At 69.4% G+C, this 22830-nt stretch carries 26 protein-coding genes; 14 read left to right on the top strand and 12 right to left on the bottom strand.

The genetic code is table 11. The features are described from left to right. The first annotated feature begins 43 nt into the window (after positions 1–43). From E0W80_RS09150 to E0W80_RS09125, 7 genes are read left to right on the top strand one after another with little or no spacing between them, the layout of a single operon-like run. The gene (locus tag E0W80_RS09150) at positions 44–874 is read left to right on the top strand and encodes an NAD(P)H-hydrate dehydratase (RefSeq protein ID WP_131492196.1); all 831 of its coding nucleotides are present in this window, start codon (positions 44–46) and stop codon (positions 872–874) included. Beyond that, positions 871–2106, top strand: coding sequence for a hypothetical protein (locus E0W80_RS09145; protein WP_227991578.1), 1236 nt, complete (start codon positions 871–873; stop codon positions 2104–2106). Before E0W80_RS09150 ends, E0W80_RS09145 begins: the two co-directional genes overlap by 4 nt. 4 nt (positions 2107–2110) lie before the next feature. Continuing rightward, positions 2111–2455 carry a thiamine-binding protein gene (locus E0W80_RS09140; protein WP_131492195.1) on the top strand — a complete coding sequence of 115 codons (345 nt, stop codon included), beginning with the start codon at positions 2111–2113 and terminating at the stop codon, positions 2453–2455. Then, on the top strand, positions 2448–2924 hold the full coding sequence (locus tag E0W80_RS09135) for a GNAT family N-acetyltransferase (protein ID WP_047524377.1): 477 nt from the start codon (positions 2448–2450) through the stop codon (positions 2922–2924). Before E0W80_RS09140 ends, E0W80_RS09135 begins: the two co-directional genes overlap by 8 nt. A gap of 9 nt (positions 2925–2933) precedes the next feature. Then, a complete protein-coding gene (locus E0W80_RS19365; protein WP_240740498.1) occupies positions 2934–3131 on the top strand; it encodes a hypothetical protein in 198 nt (65 codons plus the stop codon). A 3-nt stretch (positions 3132–3134) separates the two neighbouring features. Continuing rightward, the gene (locus E0W80_RS09130) at positions 3135–4163 is read left to right on the top strand and encodes an MFS transporter (RefSeq protein ID WP_346559377.1); all 1029 of its coding nucleotides are present in this window, start codon (positions 3135–3137) and stop codon (positions 4161–4163) included. Between the two features lie 9 nt (positions 4164–4172). Beyond that, on the top strand, positions 4173–4784 hold the full coding sequence (locus tag E0W80_RS09125) for an NUDIX domain-containing protein (protein ID WP_131492194.1): 612 nt from the start codon (positions 4173–4175) through the stop codon (positions 4782–4784). Between the two features lie 14 nt (positions 4785–4798). On the opposite strand, the gene E0W80_RS09120 is transcribed toward E0W80_RS09125, so the two are convergent. Continuing rightward, positions 4799–6004: a homoserine O-acetyltransferase gene (locus tag E0W80_RS09120; RefSeq protein WP_131492193.1), complete on the bottom strand. Its 1206-nt coding sequence runs from the start codon at positions 6002–6004 to the stop codon at positions 4799–4801. 169 nt (positions 6005–6173) lie between these two features. Then, positions 6174–7496, bottom strand: a complete 1323-nt coding sequence (locus E0W80_RS09115) for a bifunctional o-acetylhomoserine/o-acetylserine sulfhydrylase (RefSeq protein WP_131492192.1) — start codon at positions 7494–7496, stop codon at positions 6174–6176. Between the two features lie 193 nt (positions 7497–7689). Here E0W80_RS09115 and E0W80_RS09110 point away from each other — a divergent pair, with 193 nt between their 5' ends. From E0W80_RS09110 to E0W80_RS09100, 3 genes are read left to right on the top strand one after another with little or no spacing between them, the layout of a single operon-like run. Further along, positions 7690–8472 carry an SDR family oxidoreductase gene (locus tag E0W80_RS09110; RefSeq protein WP_194239207.1) on the top strand — a complete coding sequence of 261 codons (783 nt, stop codon included), beginning with the start codon at positions 7690–7692 and terminating at the stop codon, positions 8470–8472. Positions 8473–8474: 2 nt separating this feature from the next. After that, complete coding sequence (locus E0W80_RS09105; protein ID WP_131492191.1) at positions 8475–9188, top strand: uracil-DNA glycosylase; 714 nt, start codon at positions 8475–8477, stop codon at positions 9186–9188. A 4-nt stretch (positions 9189–9192) separates the two neighbouring features. Beyond that, complete coding sequence (locus tag E0W80_RS09100) at positions 9193–9810, top strand: GNAT family N-acetyltransferase (RefSeq protein ID WP_131492190.1); 618 nt, start codon at positions 9193–9195, stop codon at positions 9808–9810. Positions 9811–9839: 29 nt separating this feature from the next. Here the strand turns inward: E0W80_RS09100 and E0W80_RS09095 are convergent, their stop codons facing one another. The 6 genes from E0W80_RS09095 to E0W80_RS09070 all read right to left on the bottom strand — a co-directional run bounded on the left by E0W80_RS09095 (position 9840) and on the right by E0W80_RS09070 (position 15795). Next, the gene (locus E0W80_RS09095; protein WP_131492189.1) at positions 9840–10637 is read right to left on the bottom strand and encodes an ABC transporter ATP-binding protein; all 798 of its coding nucleotides are present in this window, start codon (positions 10635–10637) and stop codon (positions 9840–9842) included. Further along, positions 10634–11425 (bottom strand): ABC transporter ATP-binding protein, encoded by a 792-nt coding sequence (locus E0W80_RS09090; RefSeq protein WP_131492188.1) that lies wholly within the window; start codon positions 11423–11425, stop codon positions 10634–10636. The genes E0W80_RS09095 and E0W80_RS09090 overlap by 4 nt, the downstream gene beginning before the upstream one ends. Continuing rightward, complete coding sequence (locus tag E0W80_RS09085; RefSeq protein ID WP_131492187.1) at positions 11422–12291, bottom strand: ABC transporter permease; 870 nt, start codon at positions 12289–12291, stop codon at positions 11422–11424. The genes E0W80_RS09090 and E0W80_RS09085 overlap by 4 nt, the downstream gene beginning before the upstream one ends. After that, entirely contained in the window at positions 12288–13238 is a 951-nt protein-coding gene (locus tag E0W80_RS09080) for an ABC transporter permease (RefSeq protein WP_131492186.1), read from the bottom strand. Before E0W80_RS09080 ends, E0W80_RS09085 begins: the two co-directional genes overlap by 4 nt. A 17-nt stretch (positions 13239–13255) precedes the next feature. Next, positions 13256–14776, bottom strand: a complete 1521-nt coding sequence (locus E0W80_RS09075) for an ABC transporter substrate-binding protein (protein ID WP_047524083.1) — start codon at positions 14774–14776, stop codon at positions 13256–13258. Between the two features lie 92 nt (positions 14777–14868). After that, on the bottom strand, positions 14869–15795 hold the full coding sequence (locus E0W80_RS09070) for an alpha/beta hydrolase (protein WP_240740500.1): 927 nt from the start codon (positions 15793–15795) through the stop codon (positions 14869–14871). Between the two features lie 171 nt (positions 15796–15966). Here E0W80_RS09070 and E0W80_RS09065 point away from each other — a divergent pair, with 171 nt between their 5' ends. The 3 genes from E0W80_RS09065 to E0W80_RS09055 all read left to right on the top strand — a co-directional run bounded on the left by E0W80_RS09065 (position 15967) and on the right by E0W80_RS09055 (position 17695). Then, the gene (locus E0W80_RS09065; RefSeq protein ID WP_047524084.1) at positions 15967–16443 is read left to right on the top strand and encodes a carboxymuconolactone decarboxylase family protein; all 477 of its coding nucleotides are present in this window, start codon (positions 15967–15969) and stop codon (positions 16441–16443) included. Next, on the top strand, positions 16440–17153 hold the full coding sequence (locus E0W80_RS09060) for a tyrosine-protein phosphatase (protein ID WP_131492184.1): 714 nt from the start codon (positions 16440–16442) through the stop codon (positions 17151–17153). Before E0W80_RS09065 ends, E0W80_RS09060 begins: the two co-directional genes overlap by 4 nt. A gap of 71 nt (positions 17154–17224) precedes the next feature. Then, complete coding sequence (locus E0W80_RS09055; RefSeq protein WP_081997082.1) at positions 17225–17695, top strand: SIP domain-containing protein; 471 nt, start codon at positions 17225–17227, stop codon at positions 17693–17695. A gap of 10 nt (positions 17696–17705) precedes the next feature. On the opposite strand, the gene E0W80_RS09050 is transcribed toward E0W80_RS09055, so the two are convergent. From E0W80_RS09050 to E0W80_RS09035, 4 genes are all read right to left on the bottom strand, one after another. After that, entirely contained in the window at positions 17706–18149 is a 444-nt protein-coding gene (locus E0W80_RS09050) for a hypothetical protein (RefSeq protein WP_047524086.1), read from the bottom strand. Further along, positions 18146–18949: an arginase family protein gene (locus E0W80_RS09045; RefSeq protein WP_131492183.1), complete on the bottom strand. Its 804-nt coding sequence runs from the start codon at positions 18947–18949 to the stop codon at positions 18146–18148. The genes E0W80_RS09050 and E0W80_RS09045 overlap by 4 nt, the downstream gene beginning before the upstream one ends. A gap of 63 nt (positions 18950–19012) precedes the next feature. Then, on the bottom strand, positions 19013–19756 hold the full coding sequence (locus tag E0W80_RS09040) for a PspA/IM30 family protein (protein WP_131492182.1): 744 nt from the start codon (positions 19754–19756) through the stop codon (positions 19013–19015). A gap of 58 nt (positions 19757–19814) precedes the next feature. Beyond that, positions 19815–21857 (bottom strand): TPM domain-containing protein, encoded by a 2043-nt coding sequence (locus E0W80_RS09035; RefSeq protein ID WP_131492181.1) that lies wholly within the window; start codon positions 21855–21857, stop codon positions 19815–19817. Positions 21858–21979: 122 nt separating this feature from the next. On the opposite strand from E0W80_RS09035, the gene E0W80_RS09030 reads away from it, so the two are divergent. Beyond that, positions 21980–22819 carry a DUF3097 domain-containing protein gene (locus E0W80_RS09030; protein WP_131492180.1) on the top strand — a complete coding sequence of 280 codons (840 nt, stop codon included), beginning with the start codon at positions 21980–21982 and terminating at the stop codon, positions 22817–22819. The last annotated feature ends 11 nt before the right edge of the window (positions 22820–22830 follow it).

Genomic DNA, 22830 nt, shown 5'->3' with positions numbered 1-22830 from the left:
CCGCGACGACGCGCCTCGCGGAGCGCCGCACTAACGTGGAGTCATGGTCGAGGTGCGCGAGTGGACACGCAGCGATACGTCCCGGTACTTCCGCGCGCCCGCCGCAGAGGACGACAAGTACACGCGCGGGGTGGTGGCGCTCCGCACCGGATCGGCCGCTTATCCCGGTGCCGCGGTGCTCGGTGTCGAGGCCGCGTGGCGGACCGGTGCAGGATTCGTGCGCTACGTGGGGGAGGAGCGGGCGGCCGATGCCGTGCTCGCCCGGCGCCCGGAGACGGTGGTCGGAGCGGACCCTGGTCGTTCCCGCGTGGATGCCTGGGTGATCGGATCCGGCACGGATCCGGCCCTTCGGACGGACGCGGAGAGCGTCGCGCTCCGGGAGATCCTCGCGGGGACCGTGCCGGTCGTCATCGATGCCGGAGCGCTGGATCTCGCCCCCGGCGCCCGCGCCCCCTTCCTCATCACCCCGCACGCACGCGAGTTCGCCCGGCTCCAGGAGCGTCTGCGCCTGCAACCAGGCGGCGAACGCGCCGAAGGGGCCCGACAGGTCGCCGCGAACATCGGCGGAACCGTGCTCCTCAAGGGCGCTCGCACGCTGGTCGCAGCCCCGGACGGGACGACTTTCGCGATCGAGGCCGGGACGGGCTGGTTGGCGACGGCGGGAACCGGAGACGTGCTCGCCGGCGTGCTCGGCGCGGTGACCGCCGCGAATCCCGATGCCCCGCTCGCAGAGATCGCCGCCGCGGGGGCCTGGGTGCACGGCCACGCGGCACGGATCGCCGCAGACGTGACCGCCGGCAGCCCGGGGCATCCGATCGTCGCGCTGGATGTCGCCGCGGCGTTGCCGCCCGCGATCGCGGACGTCCTCGCGTGAGGCGCGCGTCGAACAGCAGGGTGGTCGTGCTGTGGGCCGTGTTCCTGCTCGTGCACCTGCTCACGGCGTGGCTCGGGTGGGTGTATCCGAGTCAGCCGATGGGCGATGTCGTGCTCGTGTACGAGCCCTGGGCGACGTCGGCGCTCAGCGGGGGACCGATCGTCGGAATCGACGAGACCTGGGTCTACCCGCAGCTCGCCCTCGTGCCGATGCTCATCGCTGCGGCCCTGTCGGCGCCGCTCGTACTCCTGCTCGGCGTCTCCCATGCGTATCTGGTCGGATGGGCGACGCTCGTGATCATCCTCGATGCCGTCGCCTTCGGTGTGCTCGTCGGCCGTTCGCCGTCGCGCGCACGTCGTGTGGCTGCCTGGTTCTGGTGTGCGGCGCTCCTTCTGCTCGGTCCCATCGCGCTCTACCGGATCGACGCGATCACGGTGCCGATCGCCGTGATCGGTGGGCTCTGGCTCGTGTCGCGGCCGACGATCGGTGCCGCCCTCCTCACGATCGGCGCCTGGATCAAGATCTGGCCCGGGGCGCTGGTCCTGGCGGCCGTCGTGGCGCTCCGCGCGAGGATGCGGGTGCTCCTCGCTGCCGCGGTCGTCACCACCGGGGTCGTCGCGACGCTGTTCCTGCTCGGCGCGGACACCGAGATCTTCGGGTTCCTGACGGAGCAGACTGGGCGGGGGCTGCAGATCGAGGCCGTGGCCGCCACGCCGTTCCTCTGGCTCGCGGTCGCCGGAGCCGCACGTATCGAGTACAGCTTCGAGATCCTCACCTTCCAGATCACGGCCCCCGGGGTCGACGCCGTCGCCGCCGCGCTCACACCTCTGATGGCGCTCTCGGTCCTCGCGGTGACGGTGGTGGGCGCGCGGAAAGCGGCGCGCGGTGCGACCTTCCCCCGGCTGTTCCCTCCGTTCGCCCTCACGCTCGTCACGCTGCTGATCGTCACCAACAAGGTCGGTTCGCCGCAGTTCCAGACCTGGCTGATCGCCCCGGTGATCCTCTGGCTCGTGCTCGATCGGGTCAGAGCGCGCGTTCCCGCCGTCGTCGTCCTCGCGCTCTGCCTGCTCACCTGCCTCGTCTATCCGATCGGCTACGACGCACTCCTGCGTGCCGATGCCATCGCCGTCGCCGTCCTCACGGTGCGCAACGGCCTTCTCCTCGTCCTGCTCATCCTGAGCATCCGTGCTCTCGCACGTGTGCCCGCCCGTCATCCGAAACCCCAGGAGTGAACCCATGCTGATCGCCTTCTCCGTCGCCCCGAGTGGCACCCCCGCCGACGGTGCGCAGCGCACCGACGCCTCCGTGCACGACGCCGTGGCGGCCGCCGTGCGCGTCGTGCGCGAGTCGGGGCTGCCGCACCGGACGACGAGCATGTTCACCGAGATCGAGGGTCCGGACTGGGACACGGTCATGGCCGTCGTCAAGCGCGCGACCGAAGCGGTGATGCCGTTCGGGTCACGGGTCTCGCTCGTGCTCAAGGCCGACATCCGTCCCGGGTACTCCGGAGAGCTCGGCGCGAAGATCGAACGGTTGGAGTCGGCGATCGGGGAGGCGGCTGCCGCGGAGCCCCGTGACTGATCCGCGTCCGCTCGGATCGGTCGTTCTCCGGACGGCGCTCGCCGAGGACGCCGAGTGGATCGCCGAGCTGCGCGCCGACGTGCTCCGCGCCGACCTGGAGCGGCTGGGGCGCTACGACCCGACGCGTGTCCGGCAACGCTTCCGCGATGCGTTCGAGCCGGCGTACACGCGGATCATCGTGGTGGACGCTGTGGATGTCGGGTCTGTCGCCCTCCGTCCAGACGGCGACATCACGTGGCTGGAGCACCTCTACCTCGACGCCTCGCACCAGGGGAGGGGCGTCGGCACTCGGGTCCTGGCGATGATCCTCGACGACGACCGGCGGTACCGGCTCAACGTGCTCCAGGGCAGTCCGGCGCGCAGCCTCTACGAGCGTCACGGGTTCACCGTCGACTCGCAGGACGACGTGGACGTGTTCATGACGCGAGAACGAGGCGTCCCGGCGGTCGTGCCCCCCGACGGCCGCTAAGCTGATCCGGTGAATCCCTCGAATGAATCGAGGGGTGCGGCGAAGTGGGCGCTCCTCTCTCTCGCCATCGGCAGTTTCGGCATCGGCATGACCGAGTTCGTGGTCATGGGCCTGCTGCCCAACATCGCCGCTGACCTGCTGCCTGCGCTCTGGACGACCCGTCCGGAAGAAGCGCTGAGCCAGACGGGGTGGCTGATCTCGTTGTAAGCGCTGGGTGTCGTCATCGGCGCCCCGACCATCGCCGGCTTCGTGGCGCGCTACCCGCGTCATCGAGTGATGATCGTGCTCGCTCTCGCGCTCACGGTGTTCAATGCCCTCACGGTGGTGCTGCCGACCTTCGAGCTCGTCGCCGCCTCGCGATTCCTCGCCGGGCTGCCGCACGGTGCGTACTTCGGCATCGGAGCCCTCGTCGCCGCCGATGTCATGGGTCCGGGAAACCGTGCCAAGGGCGTGGCGTTCATCCTCACCGGCCTCACGGTCGCCAATGTCATCGGGGTGCCGCTGGGGACCTTCCTCGGGCAGGAGTGGGGGTGGCGGGCGGCGTTCGCCGTCGTGGCGCTGGTGTTCGCGCTCGCAACGCTGTGCATCGCCCTGTTCGTCCCCGCGCACCCGGGCGATCCGGGGCGGACGATGCGTCAGGAGCTCCGGGTGTTCCGGCGGGCGCAGGTGTGGTTCACACTCGGCATCGGCGCGATCGGCTTCGGCGGGTTCTTCGCGGTGTACAGCTACATCGCGCCGTTGGTGACGGAAGTGGCGGGGTCACCCGAGTGGGCGGTCCCGATCGTGCTCGTGCTGATGGGGCTCGGCATGACCGCCGGAAACCTCGTGGGCGGCCACCTCGCCGACATCGATCTGCGCCGCACCCTGCTGTGGGGACTCGCGGCGATGGCGATCGTGTTCTCCCTGCTCGCCTTCCTGTCGTTCTGGATCGTGAGCCTCGGGCTGACGGTGCTCGTGGTCGGATTCGTCTCCTCGGTGCTGAGCCCGACCATCCAGACGCGTCTCATGGACGTGGCCGGGGACAACCAGTCGATCGCGGCGGCGATGAACCACTCGGCGCTCAACATCGGGAACAGCCTCGGCGCCTTCCTGGGCGGTGTCGTGATCGCCGTCGGATGGGGCTTCACCGCGCCGGCATGGACCGGAGCAGCGCTCGCCGTCGCCGGGCTCCTGATCGCCGTGCTGTCGTACCGCATCGAAGCGCGTCGCCCCGAGGTCTCTGAGCTCGTCGCGTCGTAGAGTGACGGGATGACTGCGCCCGAGGATTCCCTGCCCGTCGCCGGCACCGTCGTCCTGCTGCGGCCCGCGGAACCCGGGTTCGAGGTGCTGCTGCTGCGTCGACCGGACCGCGGATCCTTCCCAGGCGCCTGGGTGTTCCCGGGCGGCAAGGTCGAGCCGGAGGACCGACGCGACGGCGAAGGAGACGTCGAGGACGCGCGCCGCGCCGCGATCCGGGAGACCTTCGAGGAAGTGGGGCTGGTGGTCGACGATCTCGTCGTCCTCTCCGAGTGGCAGCCGCCGATGGAGGCTCCCACCCGCATCCGCACCTGGTTCTTCCTCGCCGCGGCGTCGGACGCGGTGCCGTCACCTGCTGAGGACGAGGTCGCTGAGTTGGCCTGGGCGCGGCCAACGGAAGCACTGGCGCGCCACGGGGCGGGGGAGTGGATGCTGTACCCACCGACGTGGGTCACGCTGCACCGCCTGTCCGCGTTCGCGGATGCCGCTGCGGCACTGTCGTCCGGCGGTGTAGCGGAACTCTTCCAGACGCGTGTTCTCGACACCGAGACCGGTCGTGACTTCTCCTGGGAGCAAGGGCGCCTCGAGGCCGGCGTGCTGCCGTGGAGGTTCGTCGCAGGCTGAGGCGTTCGGGAGGCTCAGCTGTCGAGGAGCCGGCGGAGGTGGGACCCGACGGCTTCGGTCTCGATCAGGAACCCGTCGTGTCCGAAGTCGCTGGTGAGCACCACGGCCTCGTCGTCGATCACGTGCGGAATGCTGCGGGCGATGCGCTGCTGCCCGTCGACGGGGAACAGCCGGTCGCTGTCGATCCCGAGGACCAGCGTGGTCGCCGTGACCGCCCGCAGAGCTTCTTCGACACCCCCGCGCTCCCGCCCGACGTCATGCGAGTTCATGGCTTCGACGAGGGTGATGTAGCTGTTGGCGTCGAAGCGGCGGGTGAACTTGTTGCCGTGGAAGTCCAGGTACGACTCGACCGCGAAGCGCCCGCCGTGCCCGAGCGGCGATACCTCCGACTGCCAGGACCGCTGGAAGCGTTGGTTGAGCTCGATCGGGCTGCGGTAGTTCAGCAGGGCCATGCGCCGCGCCAGGGCGAGACCGCGGTGGGGGCCGTCGCCGTCGGACAGGTCGTAGTACTCGCCGCCCTGGAACCGCGGATCCATGCGGATGGTCTCCAGCTGCACGGTGTTCAGCGCGATCTGGTCGGCCGTCGTCACCGGCGGAGAGGAGAGGACCGCGAGCCGCTGCACGCGCTCGGGGTGGGTGGCGGCCCACTCCAGGGCATGCATGCCCCCCATCGAGCCGCCGATGACCGCCGCCCACGTGTCGATTCCCAGCGCATCAGCGAGCCGCACCTGCGCCGCCACCTGATCGCGGATCGTCAGGTAGGGGAATCGCGATGCCCACTCGTAGCCGTCCGGGGCGACACTCGCCGGGCCCGTGGAGCCCTGGCAGCCGCCCAGCATGTTCGGCGCGATCACGAACCAGCGATCGGTGTCGAGGGGGGCGCCGGGGCCCGTGATGTCCTCCCACCAGCCCGCGGTCGGATGGCCCGCTCCTGCGGGGCCACGCAGATGGCTGTCGCCCGTGAGTGCATGGAGGACGAGGATCGCGTTGTCGCGGGCGGCGTTCAGCTCGCCCCAGGACTCGTAGGCGATCCGGATACCGGGCAGCTCCGCACCGCTCTCCGTGGCGAAGGCTCCGAAGGCGGCGAAGCGCCTGCCGCCGACCGGGTCACCATCACGCCAGGCTCCGGTCGCCGGGGGGCGGGCGCGGAGGAGACGGACGTCGGCCTCCGTCACGGGTGCCGACGGCACCGTGTCCTCGGAGGTCGTCTGCCAGTCCATCCCTCCATTGTCGCGTGACCCGGCACACTTCGGCGGCAGGTTACGCCCCGATCTCTCGCGCCCCCCACTCTCGGTCGACGCCCCCGCACACCGTCGACGCCCCTCCTGAGAGCCGTGATTCAGGAGGGGCGTCGACGGTAGGACGGGGTGCCGACCGGAACAGCGGGGGTCAGGCGCGGGCGGCCTCCGACACGGCGCGTGCCGCGGCGAGAGCCTGATCCAGGTCGGCCTTGAGGTCCTCGATGTTCTCGATGCCGACCGAGAGGCGCACGAGGCCCGGTGTGACACCGGCCGTGAGCTGCTGCTCGGGGGTGAGCTGTGCATGGGTGGTCGAGGCCGGGTGGATGACGAGCGAGCGGACGTCGCCGATGTTGGCGAGGTGGCTGAACAGAGACAGGCTGTTCACGAACTCGCGCCCGGCCTCCACGCCGCCCTTCAGCTCGAACGACAGCACGGCACCGACACCCTTGGGAGCGTACTCGTTCGCCTTGGCGTACCAGGGCGAGGAGGGCAGCCCCGAGTAGTTGACCGTCGCGACATCGTCACGGCCGTCGAGCCACTCGGCGATCTCCTGGGCGTTCTGCACGTGACGCTCGATGCGCAGCGACAGCGTCTCGACGCCCTGGATGAGGTTCCACGCACTCTGCGGCGCGATCGCGGAGCCGAGGTCGCGCAGCAGCTGCACACGGGCCTTGATGATGTACGCGAGGGGGTCGCCGACGGCGGCGGTGTAGCTGGCGCCGTGGTACGAGGGGTCCGGGACCGTGAGGCCGGGGAACTTGTCGACGTTCTTCGACCACTCGAACGTGCCGCCGTCGATGATGACTCCGCCGATGGTCGTGCCGTGGCCACCGAGGAACTTCGTGACCGAGTGCACGACGATGTCGGCACCGAACTCGAACGGACGGATCAGGTACGGGGTGGCGATGGTGTTGTCGACGATCAGCGGCACGCCGTTCTCGTGCGCCACGTCGGCGACGGTACGGATGTCGAGGATGTTGATCTGCGGGTTGCCGATCGTCTCTGCGAAGAACAGCTTCGTGTTCGGACGGACGGCGCGGCGCCATTCCTCGGGGTCGTCCTGGTTCTCGACGAACGTGACCTCGATGCCGAGCTTCGCGAGGGTGTACTTGAAGAGGTTGTAGGTGCCGCCGTAGATCGAGCTCGAGGCGACGAAGTGGTCTCCGGCCTGCGCGATGTTCAGGATGGCGAAGGTCGAGGCCGCCTGTCCGCTGGCGAGCACGAGCGCGCCGGTGCCGCCTTCGAGTGCGGCGAGCCGCTGCTCCAGCACGTCCTGGGTCGGGTTCTGGATGCGGGTGTAGATGTTGCCGAACTCCGCCAGGGCGAAGAGGTTCGCCGCGTGATCCGCGCTGTCGAAGACATACGAGGTGGTCTGATAGATCGGCGTGGCGCGCGCCTTCGTGACCGGGTCGGGGGCGGCGCCGGAGTGGATCTGCTTGGTCTCGAAGCGCCAGGACTCAGGTGCGGACATGTGATTCCCCCAGGAGTGGTCGGAAGGTCGGATGGCGGATGCCGTTGCTGCGAGAGTACGGAATATCGCTCGGTGTCAACAGTGAGGGAGAAATGTGACGTAACAGAGCGGTGCCCGCCGTCGCGCGAGCGAGGGATCCGCGACAGCCCGTGGGGGACTCCGCAATCCGGGGCGAACATCGTACGGTGGAGGCATGGCCAACAGACGTGCAGTGGTGACAGGGGCGAGTTCGGGGATCGGCGCGGCGACGGTGCGCGCACTCCGGTCGCGGGGATGGGATGTGGTCGGGGTCGCCAGGCGCAAGGACCGTCTGTCCGCGCTCGCCGCGGAGACCGGAGCCTCCGTGATCGCCTGCGATCTGACCGACCCGGCTGCCGTCGACGCGCTCGTCTCCACGCTCGCGGAGTCGGGCCCGGTGCACGCGCTCGTGCAGGTGGCCGGCGGTGCGCGCGGGACTGATCGCATCGAAGACGCCTCGGTCGAGGACTGGCAGTGGATGTTCGATGCGAACGTGCTCGCGACGCAGCGGCTCGTGGCGGGACTGCTCCCGCTGCTGCGCCGAGCTGCCGACGCGGACGGGCACGCGGACACGGTCTTCGTCACCTCCACGGCCGCCCAATCGGCGTATGCGGGGGGAGCCGGGTACAACGCGGCGAAGGCCGCCGAGGGCATGCTGGTCAAGGTGCTCCGCCAGGAGTTGAACGGCGAGCCGATCCGGGTGGTCGAGGTCGCGCCCGGCATGGTGCACACCGAGGAGTTCACGCTGAACCGGCTGGGCGGCGACGCCGTGGCCGCAGAGGCCGTGTACGCCGGCGTCGACGCACCGCTCCTCGCGGAGGATGTCGCGGATGTCATCACCTATGCGCTGGAGGCACCGGGGCATGTGAACCTCGACCTCGTCACGATGCGTCCGGTGGCCCAATCCGCTCAGCACCTGCTCGCCCGCGGACCGCTGCGCGTGCGCTCGATCGACTGACGATGGCGCGGACGCTGGCCGAGCTCGCTGCGGACGGCCTCATCGACGCGGGCTGGGCGGAAGCACTCGCCCCGGTCCAGGAGACGATAACCGGACTCGGGGAGAGGCTCCGGGCGGAACAGGATGCCGGGCACGGGTACCTGCCTGCCGGGGAGGACGTCCTTCGGGCGTTCGAGCGGCCCCTCGCGGACGTGCGCGTGCTGATCACGGGGCAGGACCCGTACCCGACGCCCGGTCATCCCATCGGCCTGTCGTTCGCGGTGGACCGTGAGGTACGGCCGCTGCCGCGCAGCCTCACGAACATCTACAAGGAGCGGGAGAGCGACCTCGGCATACCGCCGGCGCCGCACGGTGATCTCACCGCCTGGAGCGATCAGGGCGTGCTCTTGCTCAACCGCGTTCTGACCGTCCGTCCAGGGGCGGCCGCCTCGCACCGAGGCTGGGGGTGGGAGAAGGTCACCGAACTCGCGATCAGAACCCTCGTCGCCCGGGATCAGCCTCTCGTGGCCGTGCTCTGGGGCAAGGACGCGGCGAATCTGCAGCCGATGCTCGGTGACACGCCGGTGATCGTCTCGGCCCATCCCTCCCCGCTGTCGGCGAGCCGCGGGTTCTTCGGATCCCGGCCGTTCTCGCGTGCGAATGCCCTGCTCGCGGAACAGGGGGCCGAAGCCGTGGACTGGAGGGTGGAAGGCGAAGCCGCTCCGTCTCTAAGCTGAGCGCATGCAGTTCGAACCGGGAGACCGTCGCCGCGTCCTCCCGCGCCACCTTCGCCCGCAGGCCGCGCCCGAGATCTTCGCGTACACGATCCGGCCGGTCCGCCCGGCTGATCTGCCTCACGTGCGAGAGATCTACAACCACTTCGTGAGCAATTCCGCGGTCACACTCGATGAGCGACGCAGCAGCATCCCGTACTGGCGCGAGAAGTACGCGCTGCTCACGCGGTTGGAGCTGCCCTTCCTCGTCGCCGTGTCCCCGGGCGGCGTCGTGATGGGATACGCGCTCGCCCAACCGTGGGCGGGGAAGAACGCCTACAAGTACACCGTCGAAGACTCGATCTACCTGGGCCCGGGGGCCGGCGGGAAGGGGCTCGGAGCCGCACTGCTGCGGGCACTGATCGATGCGTGTGAGCAGATCGGGCTGCGAGAGATGGTCGCCGTCATCAGCGATCGCGGCGCAGAGGCGTCGATACGGCTTCACGAGAAGCTCGGTTTCGTTGAGGCCGGGCGCATGGGGCGCGTCGGGTACAAGTTCGGCCGCGAGCTCGGCACCGTGTACATGCGGCGCGTGCTCAAGCCGACGGGACGGCGGCGCGGAAGCCTCTTCGGGGCACGTCGCTGAGCAGGGCGACCGGCGGAGACGATGTGCGCTCAGACGTTTCCGGAGCGCGGGATCACCGGGATCGCCGCCAGCAGGGACTTCGTGTACTCCTGTGCGGGGTGCAGGAGGACCTCCTCCGTCGATCCCCGTTCGACGATGCGGCCGTCCTTCATCACCGCGACGCTGTCGCACAGGTTCTGCACCACACCGATGTCGTGCGACACCAGAAGGAGCGTGAGGTCCGTCGTCCGGCGAAGCTCCATCAGCAGATCCAGGATCTGCGCGCGCACCGTCACGTCGAGGGCGGAGAGGGGCTCATCACCCACGAGGATGCGAGGTCGATGCACGATCGCCCGGGCGAGCGCGATCCGCTGGCGTTGACCACCGGAGAACTCGTGCGGGTAGCGATCGCCCATCTCGGGCTCCAGGCCGACCTGTGCGAGGACCTCGCGGACCCTCGCTCGGTGATCGCCGTCGATGCCGAGCGCCCAGAGGGGTTCGCGGATGATCTGCCCGGCCGTCATGCGCGGATCGAGCGAGGCGAACGGGTCTTGGAACACCATCCCGGTCTCGCGGCGCAGCCAATGCAGAGACTTCGCGGATGCGGCGGCGTCCACGGGGCGTCCGTCGATGGTGACGATGCCGGATGTCGCTCGATCGAGCCCCAGGAGGAGTCGGACCAGGGTCGACTTCCCCGACCCCGATTCGCCGATGATCCCCACGGATGAGCCCTCGGCGACCTCCAGGTCGGTCGGAAACAGCGCGGTCTGCGTTCGGGGGCGCTCGAACAGGGAGCGCTTCGGGAGGCGGTGATCCCGTCCGAGTCCCCGCGCTTCGATCAGGGTCACGAGACACCGCCGTCCGGGCGCCACAGGGTCGCTGTCGCGTCCCGCAGCAGCCCCTGTGTGATCGGGGAGGAGGGGGCCGAGAGGAGAGTCGACACCGCCCCCGACTCCGCGACGCGCCCGCGCTCGAGCACGACGCCCACGGTCGCGACCTGAGCGAGCACGGCGAGATCGTGGGTGATGAAGACGAGGGACATGCCCTCCTCGGCGACGAGGGCGAGCAGGAGCGACAGGATCTCGGCCTGGATCGTGACGTCGAGTGCGGTCGTCGGTTCGTCGGCGATGAGCAGGCGCGGACGGCAGGCGAGTGCCATGGCGATCGCGACGCGCTGCCGCTGACCACCCGAGAGCTGGTGCGGATACCGGTCGACGATCGACTCCGGATCCGGCAGACGCACGCGCGCGGCCTCGGCGATCGCGCGCTCCCGGCCCTCGCGGCGACCGACTCCCTCGTGGATGCGGATCGATTCCGCGATCTGTCGCCCGACGGTGCGGATGGGGTTCAGCGCCGTGCGGGGCTCTTGGAACACGATGCCGATGTCGTCGCCGCGCAACCGGGCCAGCTCGCGATCGGGCATTCCGATCAGTTCCACGCCGTTCCAGCGGATACTGCCGGACGCGCTCGCACCGTCGGGGAGGAGGCCGAGCACGGCGAGAGCGGTGAGCGACTTGCCGGAACCGGACTCGCCGATCAGACCCAGGCGCGCACCGTCCGGAACCTCGAACGAGATGCCATCGACGACGCGGCGCCCGTCGATCTCGATCACGAGGTCTTCCACGGAGAGACTCATGCGACCACCCCCGGGGTATGGACTTCGGCGGAACGGTGCCGCAGGGTCGGGTCGGTCGCCTCGCGCAGGCCGTCACCGAGGAGGTTCAGCGCGAGCACGGTGATCGTGATCGCGAGACCGGGCCAGATCACCGAGAGCGGATGCACCCCGATGTAGCGCTGGAGGTCGGCGAGCAACAGCCCCCAGCTCGGTTCGACCACGGAGGCACCGAAGCCGAGGTACGACAGCCCTGCCTCGGCGAGGACGGCGACGGCCATCGACCACGAGAGCTGCACGATGAAGACCGGTGCGACGTTCGGCAGCAGGTGGCGGACCAGGCTCTGCGACGGAGTCAGCCCCGCGGCTCGACCGGCCAGCACGAAGTCGCTCTGCTGCACGCGGCGCAGTTCCGGTCGCGTCACGCGGGCGATGTTCACGCCGAACCCGATCCCCACGGCCCAGATCACGACCCAGAGCGAGCCGCCCCAGACCGAGGAGATCATCATGGCGATCAGGAGGACGGGGAAGGCGATCAGGATGTCGACGAGCACCGCGACGGTCTCCCGCATCCATCGAGCGGTGAGGGCACCGAGCGCGGCGAGGGAGACTCCCACGACCGTCGCCACGACGCCGGCGCCGACGCTCACGAACACGGTCGTGCGCGCTCCCGCCATCAGCAGGCTCAGGATGTCGCGGCCGGTGTCATCGGTGCCGAGCAAGTGCGGCCATCCCGGGGGGAGCCACCGCTCTCCGATCTCCGACGCCTGAGGGTCGAACGGGGTCCACCACAGGGCGACGAGCGCCGTACCCGCGACCACGGCCACGACGACGAGCCCGAATCGCCCGGTCGGGGTGCTCCAGAGGCGGGCGAGCCATCGGGGAGTCATGCGGCCTCCCGTTGGCGGGGGTCGATCGCGCGGTGCACGAGGTCGACGAGGAAGCCCACGACCAGCACGAAGCCGGTGAGGACGAGGAGTTCACTCTGCACCTTGATGAGGTCGCGCGTTCCGACATCGGCGACCAGCATCCGTCCGATGCCGGGGAGGGTGAAGAGCTGCTCGATCACGACCGATCCGACGATGATCCCGGCGACCTGGAGCCCGAGGACGGTGACGATCGAGAGCCCGACGGCAGGGATACCGTGTTGGATGAGTGCTCGCGTGCGAGTGAGGCCTTTCGCGGCGGCCGTGCGTACGAAGTCCTGTCCGGCCGCTTGGAGCGTGGCGCTGCGCACGAACCGCATCAGCATCGCGCCCTCCACGATGCCGATCGTCAAGGCGGGGAGCAGCAGCGACTCGATCGCCCGCCACGGTGTCGACCATCCGGTGCGTGGGAAGCCCTGTGGAGGCAGCCAGCCCAGCCAGACCGAGAACACGACGATGAGCATCATGCCGGCCCAGACGACGGGGACGGCGGCCAGCGCCTGGGCGCCGACGCTGAGAGCCGTGCCTCCGCGGCGACCGCGCAGGAGTGCGGCGAGGATGCCGAACGGCACGGCGATCAGCACGGCGATCAGGAGCGACATGATGCCGAGGGGCACGGTGACCTGCGCCTTGAGCAGAAGCTCCTCACCGACAGAGGCCCCGGAGAGCAGGGAGGTCCCCAGGTCGCCGCGGAAGATGCCGCCGATCCACTCGGTGTACTGGGCGACCAACGGGCGGTTCAGGCCGAGGGATTCACGCAGCGCGTCGACTTCGGTGGGTGAGGCCTGGGTGCCGGCGATGAGTTGCGCGACGTCTCCCGGGAACACGCGCAGAGTCAGGAAGATGAGCACGCTCGACACGAGGAGCCCTGCGATGAGCAGGGCTCCTCGTGTGAGTGCGTATCGGATCACGGAGGGGTGGCCGCCCGTTACCCGTCGGTGGAGACGGTGACGCCGGCGAGGTCGATGCGCGAGTTGATCGAGTCCTCCGGGAAGCCTGCGACGATCGGACTCACTGCCGTGATGGTCTCGCCGTTGTACAGCCAGTCTGCGGCGTGGTCCTCCGACACGATGCGCGCGGCCTGCGCGAGCAGCTCGGCGGACTTGTCGGGATCGACCTCGGCGAGGGCTTCGGCGTACAGACGCTGCACCTCGGTGTTGTCGTAGCCGAAGTAGTAGTCCGGGTCGGCGAAGTTGCCGAAGTCGCGCGGCTCGACGTGCAGCACGAAGCTGAGGTCGTAGTCGTGGTTGGTGTACACGTCTTCCAGCCAGGTCGGGAACTCCACCGAGTTCACCTCAAGGGAGACGCCAACCTTCTTGAAGTCGGAGATCAGCACCTTCGGCACCGTGGTCCCGTAGAAGGCGGGGATGGTGAGGGTGAGCTCCAGGTCCTCCTGGCCGGCTTCGGCGAGCAGCGACTTCGCTTTCTCCGGGTCGTAGGAGATCACATCGGACAGATCCTCATAGCCCGGGTCGAGTTCGGGGATGGGACCGTACAGGGTCGTTCCCGCGCCGACGGCTTCGACGAGCGCGTCGTGGTCGATCGCGAGTCGCAGCGCCTCGCGCACCCGGACATCGTCCAGAGGGGCCTTCTGGTTGTTGAACGCCAGCGTCGCCTTGTCGGTCGTCCGGCCCTTCGTGAGAGCGAACTCTCCGGAGTCCTCAAGCTGCGGGGCGAGGTTCGGGTCCACGGCGGTGAGCACGTCGACGTCGCCGGCGAGCGCGGCGTTCACACCGGCGGTGAAGTCGGGGATGTACTGGAACTCGACCTGAGCGACGCCTGCCTTCTCGCCCCAATAGTCGTCATTGCGCGCGAAGGTGATGGTGCTGCCCTTGTTCCACCGGGTCAGGGTGAAGGGACCGGTGCCGTTCTCCGCCGACTTCAGGTCGGTCGTGTCCCCGGTCTTGAAGACCAGCCCGGCGGGGCCCGTCAGGGTGAACAGGAAGTTCTGGTCCGGCTCGGTGAGCACGATCTCCACCGTGGTCGCGTCGGGTGCGGTGATCGAGGAGACCTTCGCGAACTCGGCGTTGCCCTGCACGGTGGCATCGGTGCGCACGGTCTCGTAGGAGGAGACGACGTCCGCAGAGGTGAGCGCCGTGCCGTCGTGGAACTGGATGCCCTCGTTGAGGGTGAAAGTGTACGTGAGGCCGTCGTCGGACACGGTGTAGTCCGAGGCGAGACGCCCCTCGATCTCGTTCTCCTGCGTCCGGCTGACCAGTCCCTCGTAGATGTTGTCGATGAGGATCTGCTCGAGCGCGGCGCCACTGGTGTGGCGGATGTCCAGGTTGGTCGGCTCGAGGACCAGGCCGACGTGCAGGGTCGCGTCGGGGTCGGGCGTGCCGGTGCCCGTGGTGACGGTCGGCTCGGGGGAGCCTGCGCAGGCGCTGAGTATGACGGCGGTCGCCGCGAGCGCGGCGATCAGCGAGAGACGTCGGGTACGTCGGAACATGGGCGTTTCCTCTCGGTGCGGCAATTGCTGTGTGCCGTTTGATCGAGCCTAGAGATGCGTGGGATGGTGCGGGTCGGGTATGGAACGAAGCGTCATATTCCGTGGGAGACGGCGGGGGACGCGATGAGGGCGGCGAGGGCAGTGGGGGCGGTCTCCTGGACGTTGTGTGTCGCGTCCAGCGTGACCAGGCGGGCGGTGGGCACGCGACGGTGCAGCTCGGCGGCGTCCGCTTCGCTGACGAAGCCGCGCTGTGCGCGGACCAGGGTGATCGGCGCGCGGACGGCGGAGAGATCCTCCCACCCGGTCTCGTGCAGCACGGACGGCGCGGCCACCGAGCCCGGATCGTGGGCCGCGAGCGCCTGGGCGGCGAGGTGCGCGAAGTGGTGCTTCCACTCGACGCGGCCGTCCTCGCGTACGCGGGTGTTGAGGAAGACGCCGCGCTCGGTCTCGGCGCGACTGCCCCCGAAACCGAGCGACATCGCCTTGTCGACCAGCTCATCTCGGGAGGCGAAATCGGTCGGACCGGCATAGAACTCGCGCAGTGCGGCCGGACCGGCGGTGACGTCGATGCCCGGGGTGATGTCGACGACGACGAGCTCGGACACGAGATCCGGGCGCGCGGCGGCGAGTGCAGCTCCGGTGAGTCCGCCGAGGGACTGGCCGACGACGATCTGAGGCGGGACCGCCCACGCGTCGAAGGCCGCCGCGATGTCTCGGGCGAGCGTGCGCGGGGTGTAGTCGGCATCGTCACGCCAGGAGGAGTCGCCGTGTCCGGCGAGGTCGATCGCGAGCACGGGCTCCTGAAGCGCCAGAACCGTCGTGTCCCACGTGTGCGCGTTCAGACCGGCACCGTGCAGCAGGGTGACCCGAGGCGCGCCGGTCCCGAACCGCAGCGCGCTGAGTGCGCGCCCATCGTCGAGGGGGAGGGCGACACGCTCCACCGGAGGGAGCGGAACGCCGAGCGCATCGGCCTGTGCGGGAAGATAGCTGAACTCGCTGATGTCGATCGCCACCTCCACATTCTGCTCCCTGCGCCCGGAGACGGAGAAATGCGAGAGCAAAAAGCTAAATCTAACCCAGAGTTCACTTGTAGTTATGGCGCCTCTAGTGCAGACAGGATTAGCAGTCTGCATTTCGACCTCTTGGGGCGAGCGGGGGGCCAGCGGACGCGCGACGAATATCATGGAGTTATGAGTGAGACGCGTGTGCACCTGTCCAAGACCGAGCCTGCCGCGTACCAGGCGCTCGATGCGTTCTCGAAGACGGTGGGCCAGATCTGCGCGGCGAACGGCATCGACGATCGTCTCAAGGAGATCGTGATGATCCATTGCTCCCAGCTCAACGGCTGCGCGTACTGCGTACGGATCCATGTCGACCGTGCGGTCGCGGCCGGCGTCGACACCGATGTGCTCACCCAGATCTCCACGTGGCGCGAGAGCGGTGTTTTCAGCGACCGGGAGCGGGCGGCACTCGAACTCGCCGAGGCCTTCACCTTCATCTCCGAGGACGGCGTCTCGGATGACGTGTACGACCGCGTCGGCAGCGTGTTCACCGAGAAGGAATACGCCGCTCTGAGCTGGGCGTGCGTTTCCATCAACGCGTTCAACCGCATCGTGATCGCCGGTCGCTACCCGGTGCCCCCGCGCGCGTCCCAGGCGCAGGCATGACCGTTCTCCGCGTCGATGGGGTGGCGAACATCCGCGACGTCGGCGGCATCCCGGCAGCAGGCGGTCGCATCCGCGCCGGTGTCCTCCTGCGGGCGGGGCAGCTGTCCGGTGCGACCCCCGCCGGGGCGGCCCTCCTCCGTGAGCGCGTGCAGCGCATCGTCGACCTTCGAGACGGCGAGGAGGTCGCGGCGGAGCCGACGGAGATCGACGGGCCGGAGACCACGCACCTTCCCCTGTTCCTGGGGTCGGTGCGGTCGTTCTTCGAAACCGACATCAGCCTCGAGGGGCTGTACCTGCACCTCCTCGAGGAGAGCGGCGATCGACTGGTGGAGGCCCTCCGCATCATCGCCGCGGGCGAGCGCACCCTCGTGCACTGCACCGTCGGCAAGGATCGCACCGGGGTGACCGTGGCTCTGGCGCTCTCCGCCGTCGGTGCCGAGAGGGAGGCCGTGATCGCCGACTACGCGCTCACCGAATCGCAGCTTCCCGCCCAGCGCACGCGGCGCATCGCCGAGTACCTGCGGTCTCAGCACCCGGACGCCGTGCATGCCGTCGCGCTCGCGACGCAGTCGCCTGCGCCGGTGATGCGACGTCTTCTCGAGCAGGTGGATGAGCGCTGGGGTTCCGTCTCCGGGTACCTGCGCGCCAACGGGATGACCGAGGGGGAGCTCGCGGCGCTGACACAGGCGCTCGTCGAGCCGGGCGAGTAGTGCGTGCGCACGCTTTCTCACAGCAGGAGCAAGGTTAGGCAAGCCTTCACTTGGTGTACGATGAAGTCATCATGAACACCTCGCTCGAGACTCGCAGCACGCGCGCGGAACGTCGCGCCGCACGTCAGCGCGCGCACCACCTGGTCACGGCCGACGAGCAGTCGCTCGCCGAGCTCGAGGTGTTCCTGACCACGCTGCCACTGTGTGCTTCCGGGCGGATCTTCATCGAGGTGCCCGAGGCCGCGGACATCGGCGTGATCGACGCCCCGGGCCGTATGACGGTGACCTGGCTCGCGCGCGAGCAGCGCACCGGTGCGCCCGGCAGCGGTCGCTCCTGCGCGCCGGGACAGGCTCTGGCGCGGGCGACCTGCGCGTGGGCCGATGAGATGATGTGCGACGACGAGATCGAGACGCACGTCACGCTTCTGGGTGGCTACCTGGGGACGGCCGACATCGTCGAGCACCTCACCGGCTCCCTGGCGATCTCCCCGGCACAGATCCGCACGCCCGAGCGTTTCGGCCTGCTGCCCGCGCAGCGCTGAGGCGTAGCTCTCAGCGGGTGCGCCGCACGTAGTTCCCATCTTCGAGCCCCGCTTCGATCTCGAAGCGGTTGCGCAACGGGTCGCGCCCGGCGAACAGGTAGAGCACGGGCATCAGGAAGCCGTAGCGGAGCCACTGGGCCTTGTGCACGGCCTCGTGGCGCAGCACGGCTTCGGTCGGACGCGCGTCACCGGTCAGGAAGCAGCCTCCGACACAGACCCCGCCGCGGCGAAAAGTCCATTTCGGCATGCCCCGGAAGACCCAGAGCCCGGAGCGTCTCTCCACCGGGCCGGTGCTCCACAGCGCGCCCCACATCCAGCCCACGGAGGTGCCCCACGCGTAGCCGAGTCGGCTGATCGGGGAGCGCAGCAGGAAGGAGGGGATCCGTCTGTCGAAGCGGCGCCCGCGCGCGAGCACCTCATCGGCCGTTGCGCGCCACTCCGAGTCCGGCGTCATGCCACCGCTCCGATCAGTCGCAGCAGCGCGCCGAGATCATCGACGGCGTCGGCCGGGGACCGCGGAGCGAAGCCGGCGATGGTGGCTCCGGCGAGCGGGATCTCTCCGCGCAGGGTTCGGACGGCGGTGCTGAGTGCTGCGGGGGAGAGGCCGAACGGCACGGACGACGACACACCCGCGAAGTCCGAGGGATCGAGCACATCGACGTCGATGTGAACCCACACGCGTGAGGCGCCCGTCGAACGCACCGCGTCGAGCAGAGCCTCCGGGCGCTCGAGATCGGCGACCGAGAGATTCGTCAGCGGCGCGAGCGGCGCGATCTCCGCGTCATCGAGCGTACGCATGCCGACGGTCACGACGCGGTCGGCAGGGATTGCGGGGGAGAGCGCCAGTTGCTCCTCGCCCTCGCCGAGCAACGCGCGCAGTGCCATGCCGGAGAAGGCGCCCGAAGGGGACGTCTCGGGGGTGTGCAGATCTGCGTGTGCGTCGCACCACACGACGGCGAGATCCTCGGTGCCGCCCGGGAGTGCATCGAGGGCGGCGACGGTGACGCTGCAGTCGCCGCCGATCACCACGGTGTCGGCGTCGATATGACCGTGCACGAGTTCTCGGGTCCGGAGCAGCGCACTCAGACGGCGGACGCCCGTGCCGAGCGCTTCACCGGCCTCGACCGGCACATCCAGCACCGTTGTGGCCGCGCGGGGCAGATCGCCGGCGATCGCGGACGCGCCGTCGACGAGGAGCATCGCCCGTGGCGCGGGTGAGCCCTGCCACTGCGGGATGACCAGGAATCGCACCATGGGTGCCTCCGAGGGAGAACGCGGATGCCCCGAACACGAGGTCCGGGGCATCCGCTGGTCGTGTCAGGAGCCTTCGAGGGCCTGACGGGGGGCGCTGCCACCGGCCTTGAGCTCGGCGAGACGAGCCTCGACCTCGGTGAGCTCGCCGAGGTCTTCCAGGCTCTCGAACTGCGCGTCGAGGCTGGACGCAGCAAGTTCGATCTTGCCCTGCGCGAGAGCCTCCTGACGGCGGACCTTGTCCTCGAACCGGCCCAGCTCGCTGGTGGGGTCGAGCACGTTGATCGAGCCGACCGCGTCCTGCACCTTGGTCTGCGCCTCGGCGACCTTGGCGCGGGCGAGCAATTCGCTGCGCTTGTTCTTGAGCTCGACGAGCTTGTCCTTCATGCCGTTCAGGCCGCTCTTGAGCTTGTCGACGATCTCGGTCTGCGCGGCGATCTGCGGCTCGGCGCCGGTGGCCTCGCGCTCCGCGCTGATCTGACGCTGGAGCGCGATCTTGGCGAGGTTGTCGAACTTGTCGGCGTCGGTGGCATCACCGCTGGCGCGCATCTCGTCGGCCTTGCGGCTGGCGGCCAGAGCCTTGTTGCCCCATTCGGTGGCTGCCTGGACGTCCTCTTCGTGGTCGCGTTCCAGCAGGCGCAGGTTGCCGATGGTCTCCGCGATCGCGGACTCGGCGTCGGCGATGCTGTTCGTGTAGTCGCGGACGAGCTGATCGATCATCTTCTGCGGGTCTTCCGCAGAGTCCAGCAGAGAGTTGATGTTCGCGCGGACGAGGGTCGAGATACGTCCGAAGATGGACTGCTTGGTCATGCGTGGTTCCTTTCAGAGGGCGTCTTCGAGAGCTTGGCGTAAGAATCTGTGTGGCGGATCAGAAGCGTCTACCTCCGGATCGCCCGCTACGGCCGCCGCCGCGGGAACCCCCGCCGCCGCCGAAGCCGGAGCTGCGGAAACCGCCGCCCCCGGAGGAGCGCCAGCCACTGCGGCTGCCGCGGCTCGTGGATCGGCCGCCCCCGCCGGCGATCAGGCCGCCGATGATGCCGCCGAGGATGTCGCCGCCGATGCCCGAGCCGCCGCCCGCCGATCCGGAGCCTCCGAAGAGGCCACCGAAGCCGCCCTGGTCGGAGGAAGGGGCGTATGCCTGGACATCCGACTGTGCGGCCGCCGTCGCCTCTCGGGCGAGGGAGAGGGCACGATTCGCCTCGGCCAGTGCGGCATCCGGCTCGGTGGCCCGCAGACTCAGAGCGTGCGTCAGGCTCGCCTCCGCGTTCGCGAGCCGTGTGCGGGCGGTGGAGCCCACGGTGCCGCGACGGGTCTCGATGAAATCCCGAGTCGCGCGGATCTCGGAGGTCACCTGTGCGAGGGTCTGCTCGAGCATCTGCTGCACGCGGCGCGCGCGTTCGACGCTTTCCCGCCCTTGAGCGATGGCGCCGTCGATCTGGGCGTTCGCGGCGGTGAGCGCTTCCAGCACTCGCTGCGGGTTGCGGGCGGACCCGGCGAGGTCGACCTGTGCGCGCTGCAACTGCTCTGCGGTCGCCGAGGTCGCGGCGGCGATCGCTCCGTCCGCGTCGGGCAGCTGCCGGGCGGCGACGAGGTCCCCCTGCAGCTCGGCCACCAGAGGACGCGACTTCGTCTCGAGTGCGGACAGTTCGGATCCGAGGGCCGTCACCGCCTGGGTGAGCTGCGCCGCCTGCGCCACGGATTGCTCGGCCGTGCGGATCGCGAAGGCTGCTTCACCGGATCTGTTCGCCGCGATCGCCTGTGCGGCGGCGTCGATCGATCGATCCGCCAGCTCGGCGCGCTCCTGCGCCTGGGCCGGGTTGTCGGCGATCGTGCGGAGCGCTTCCGCGTCGTAGGTCTCTGCCAGCGCCGCGAGCGCGGGTGCGGCGGCAGCGAGTGCGGGGGTCAGAGCCGCGCGTTCGCCGCGGACCCTCTCGAGTTCCTGCGGGGCGTTCTGCTCGAGCTTGCGGAGCGCGTCGAACGCTTCGGTGTTGTCATCGAGCACATCGTCGATCTCCTCGGCGATCCGGATGATGCGGATGTGCCAGGCGCGGCGATCGTGGATCGTGTCCTCGATCTCGTCGTCGAGCTTCTGCTTCAGGTCGAATGCCTCGGCGATCTTGGCCTTGGCGGCGTCGACCACCCGGGTGAACTCCTCCGTGGCGCCCTCACCGAACTGCGCGATCGCGAAGCCGAGCTCTTCTCTGCTCGAGGTGATGGCGTCGTCGGCCTGAACGAGGGCGAGCGCGGCCTGCGTCTCGACCTGCTGATCGGTGAGCGTGGAGAACGGGTCGGCGGGATCGGGAGTCTCCGGCATCGCGCCGCGTTCGCGGATCTCGGCCCTGCGGCGCGCACGGCGCACCAGCGCGACGACGAGCCAGACGAGCAGGGCCACCACGACGACGGCGACGACGATCACGCCGATGCGGAGTGCTCCGGCACCTCCGTCTCCCTGTATCTCATCGGCGGCGAGGGCGATCGCCCCCATCCAGTCGCCGTCGGCGGCGAACGGAACCATCTTGTCTTCGATGCTGTCGAGCTGGCCGAAGCTCAGCGGTCCGTCGGCTGCCGCGGAGATGTAGAGGCTGCGGCCGTCGACGGCGATGGCGAGGAGATACTGCTCGGTGCCGAGGTTGTTGGCCTCGGCGACGGTGTCTGCCCACTGCGCATCGTCTGTGGGGTTGGTGAACTCGTCGACGAGCACGACGAACAGGTCGGCGTTCGAGTTCTCACTCAGTTCCTTGAGCCGGGCCTCGACCGTCGCCTCTTCGTCGGCGCTGAGCACGCCGGCCTGGTCCGTGACGAACCCGGCGTCGAGCGTGATCGGATCGGTGGCGGACGCAGCCGACGGGGCGAGTGCCCCTGCGACGATCGCCAGCACGAGTCCGGTCAGCATGAGCCACCGTTTCGTCATCGTGTTCCCTCCGACCGGCAGCCGAGCCCCATGCGTCGAGTCTATGCACTGACTACGACACGCGACAGCACTGGAGAGCGGTTCGCCGTTCGCCGTCAGCGGAGGCACATACGCTGGAAGGCATGGACGACATGTACGGTTCGGATGTGCTGGCGACCGGCTGGCGCGACCGCGGCGCGAAGCAGGTGCCACAGATCGCGGCGGAGGCCGATCTGGTCGTCGAGGTCGCCGATGACGGATTCTGCGGCGCCGTGACACGCGTGCAGGCGGGAAACGTCGAATTGGAGGACCGACGCGGACGACGCAGGCTCTTCCCGCTCGGCGGAGGATTCCTGATCGACGGTGCCCCCGTGCGGCTCATCAGCCCGTCCGCCCCCGCACAGGGCCGCCGTCGGACCGCGTCCGGCTCCTTCGTCGTCGCCGATCAGCGGGCGCGTGTCGCCTTGCCCAGTCGCATTCTCGTCGAAGGCAAGCATGACGCCGAACTGGTCGAGAAGGTCTGGGGCGCAGACCTGCGCGTCGAAGGTGTCGCCGTCGAGTTCCTCCAGGGAATCGACCTCCTCGACGATCTGCTCGCCGCCGAGCCGCCGACGGCGACGCGACGCTATGGCGTGCTGGTCGACCACCTCGTGCCGGGATCGAAGGAGACCAGGGTCGCCGAGGCGATCGCGCGCGGCCCGCACGGGCGGCACCTCCGGATCGTCGGGCATCCCTTCGTCGATGTCTGGCAGTGCGTGACACCGCGTGCCCTCGGCATCGCGAAGTGGCCCGAGATCCCGCACGGCACCGATTGGAAGACGGGGATCTGCCGTGCTCTCGGCTGGCCGTACGAGGCGCCGGGCGACACCGGACGCGCGTGGCAGTACATCCTCTCCAAGGTCACCACGTATCGGGATCTGGAGCCCGCGCTGCTCGGTCGTGTGGAAGAACTCATCGACTTCGTCACCGCCCCCGCAGAGTGACAGAGGTGCGG

Origin of the sequence: Microbacterium sp. PI-1 (genome assembly GCF_004337555.1) — a bacterium.
GTDB lineage: Bacteria > Actinomycetota > Actinomycetes > Actinomycetales > Microbacteriaceae > Microbacterium > Microbacterium aurugineum.
Note: the sequence above shows the minus strand (reverse complement) of the source record. Positions and strands in the feature narration are given on the sequence as shown.

Coding starts and splice junctions, on each gene's coding strand:
- E0W80_RS09055 (WP_081997082.1), top strand. CDS start 17,225: ATGAACACCTCGCTCGAGACTCGCAGCACGCGCGCGGAACGTCGCGCC.
- E0W80_RS09030 (WP_131492180.1), top strand. CDS start 21,980: ATGGACGACATGTACGGTTCGGATGTGCTGGCGACCGGCTGGCGCGAC.
- E0W80_RS09100 (WP_131492190.1), top strand. CDS start 9,193: ATGCAGTTCGAACCGGGAGACCGTCGCCGCGTCCTCCCGCGCCACCTT.
- E0W80_RS09060 (WP_131492184.1), top strand. CDS start 16,440: ATGACCGTTCTCCGCGTCGATGGGGTGGCGAACATCCGCGACGTCGGC.
- E0W80_RS09110 (WP_194239207.1), top strand. CDS start 7,690: ATGGCCAACAGACGTGCAGTGGTGACAGGGGCGAGTTCGGGGATCGGC.
- E0W80_RS09065 (WP_047524084.1), top strand. CDS start 15,967: ATGAGTGAGACGCGTGTGCACCTGTCCAAGACCGAGCCTGCCGCGTAC.
- E0W80_RS09125 (WP_131492194.1), top strand. CDS start 4,173: ATGACTGCGCCCGAGGATTCCCTGCCCGTCGCCGGCACCGTCGTCCTG.
- E0W80_RS09085 (WP_131492187.1), bottom strand. CDS start 12,291: ATGACTCCCCGATGGCTCGCCCGCCTCTGGAGCACCCCGACCGGGCGA.
- E0W80_RS09140 (WP_131492195.1), top strand. CDS start 2,111: ATGCTGATCGCCTTCTCCGTCGCCCCGAGTGGCACCCCCGCCGACGGT.
- E0W80_RS09035 (WP_131492181.1), bottom strand. CDS start 21,857: ATGACGAAACGGTGGCTCATGCTGACCGGACTCGTGCTGGCGATCGTC.
- E0W80_RS09090 (WP_131492188.1), bottom strand. CDS start 11,425: ATGAGTCTCTCCGTGGAAGACCTCGTGATCGAGATCGACGGGCGCCGC.
- E0W80_RS09150 (WP_131492196.1), top strand. CDS start 44: ATGGTCGAGGTGCGCGAGTGGACACGCAGCGATACGTCCCGGTACTTC.
- E0W80_RS09045 (WP_131492183.1), bottom strand. CDS start 18,949: ATGGTGCGATTCCTGGTCATCCCGCAGTGGCAGGGCTCACCCGCGCCA.
- E0W80_RS09040 (WP_131492182.1), bottom strand. CDS start 19,756: ATGACCAAGCAGTCCATCTTCGGACGTATCTCGACCCTCGTCCGCGCG.
- E0W80_RS09050 (WP_047524086.1), bottom strand. CDS start 18,149: ATGACGCCGGACTCGGAGTGGCGCGCAACGGCCGATGAGGTGCTCGCG.
- E0W80_RS09075 (WP_047524083.1), bottom strand. CDS start 14,776: ATGTTCCGACGTACCCGACGTCTCTCGCTGATCGCCGCGCTCGCGGCG.
- E0W80_RS09105 (WP_131492191.1), top strand. CDS start 8,475: ATGGCGCGGACGCTGGCCGAGCTCGCTGCGGACGGCCTCATCGACGCG.
- E0W80_RS09120 (WP_131492193.1), bottom strand. CDS start 6,004: ATGGACTGGCAGACGACCTCCGAGGACACGGTGCCGTCGGCACCCGTG.
- E0W80_RS09115 (WP_131492192.1), bottom strand. CDS start 7,496: ATGTCCGCACCTGAGTCCTGGCGCTTCGAGACCAAGCAGATCCACTCC.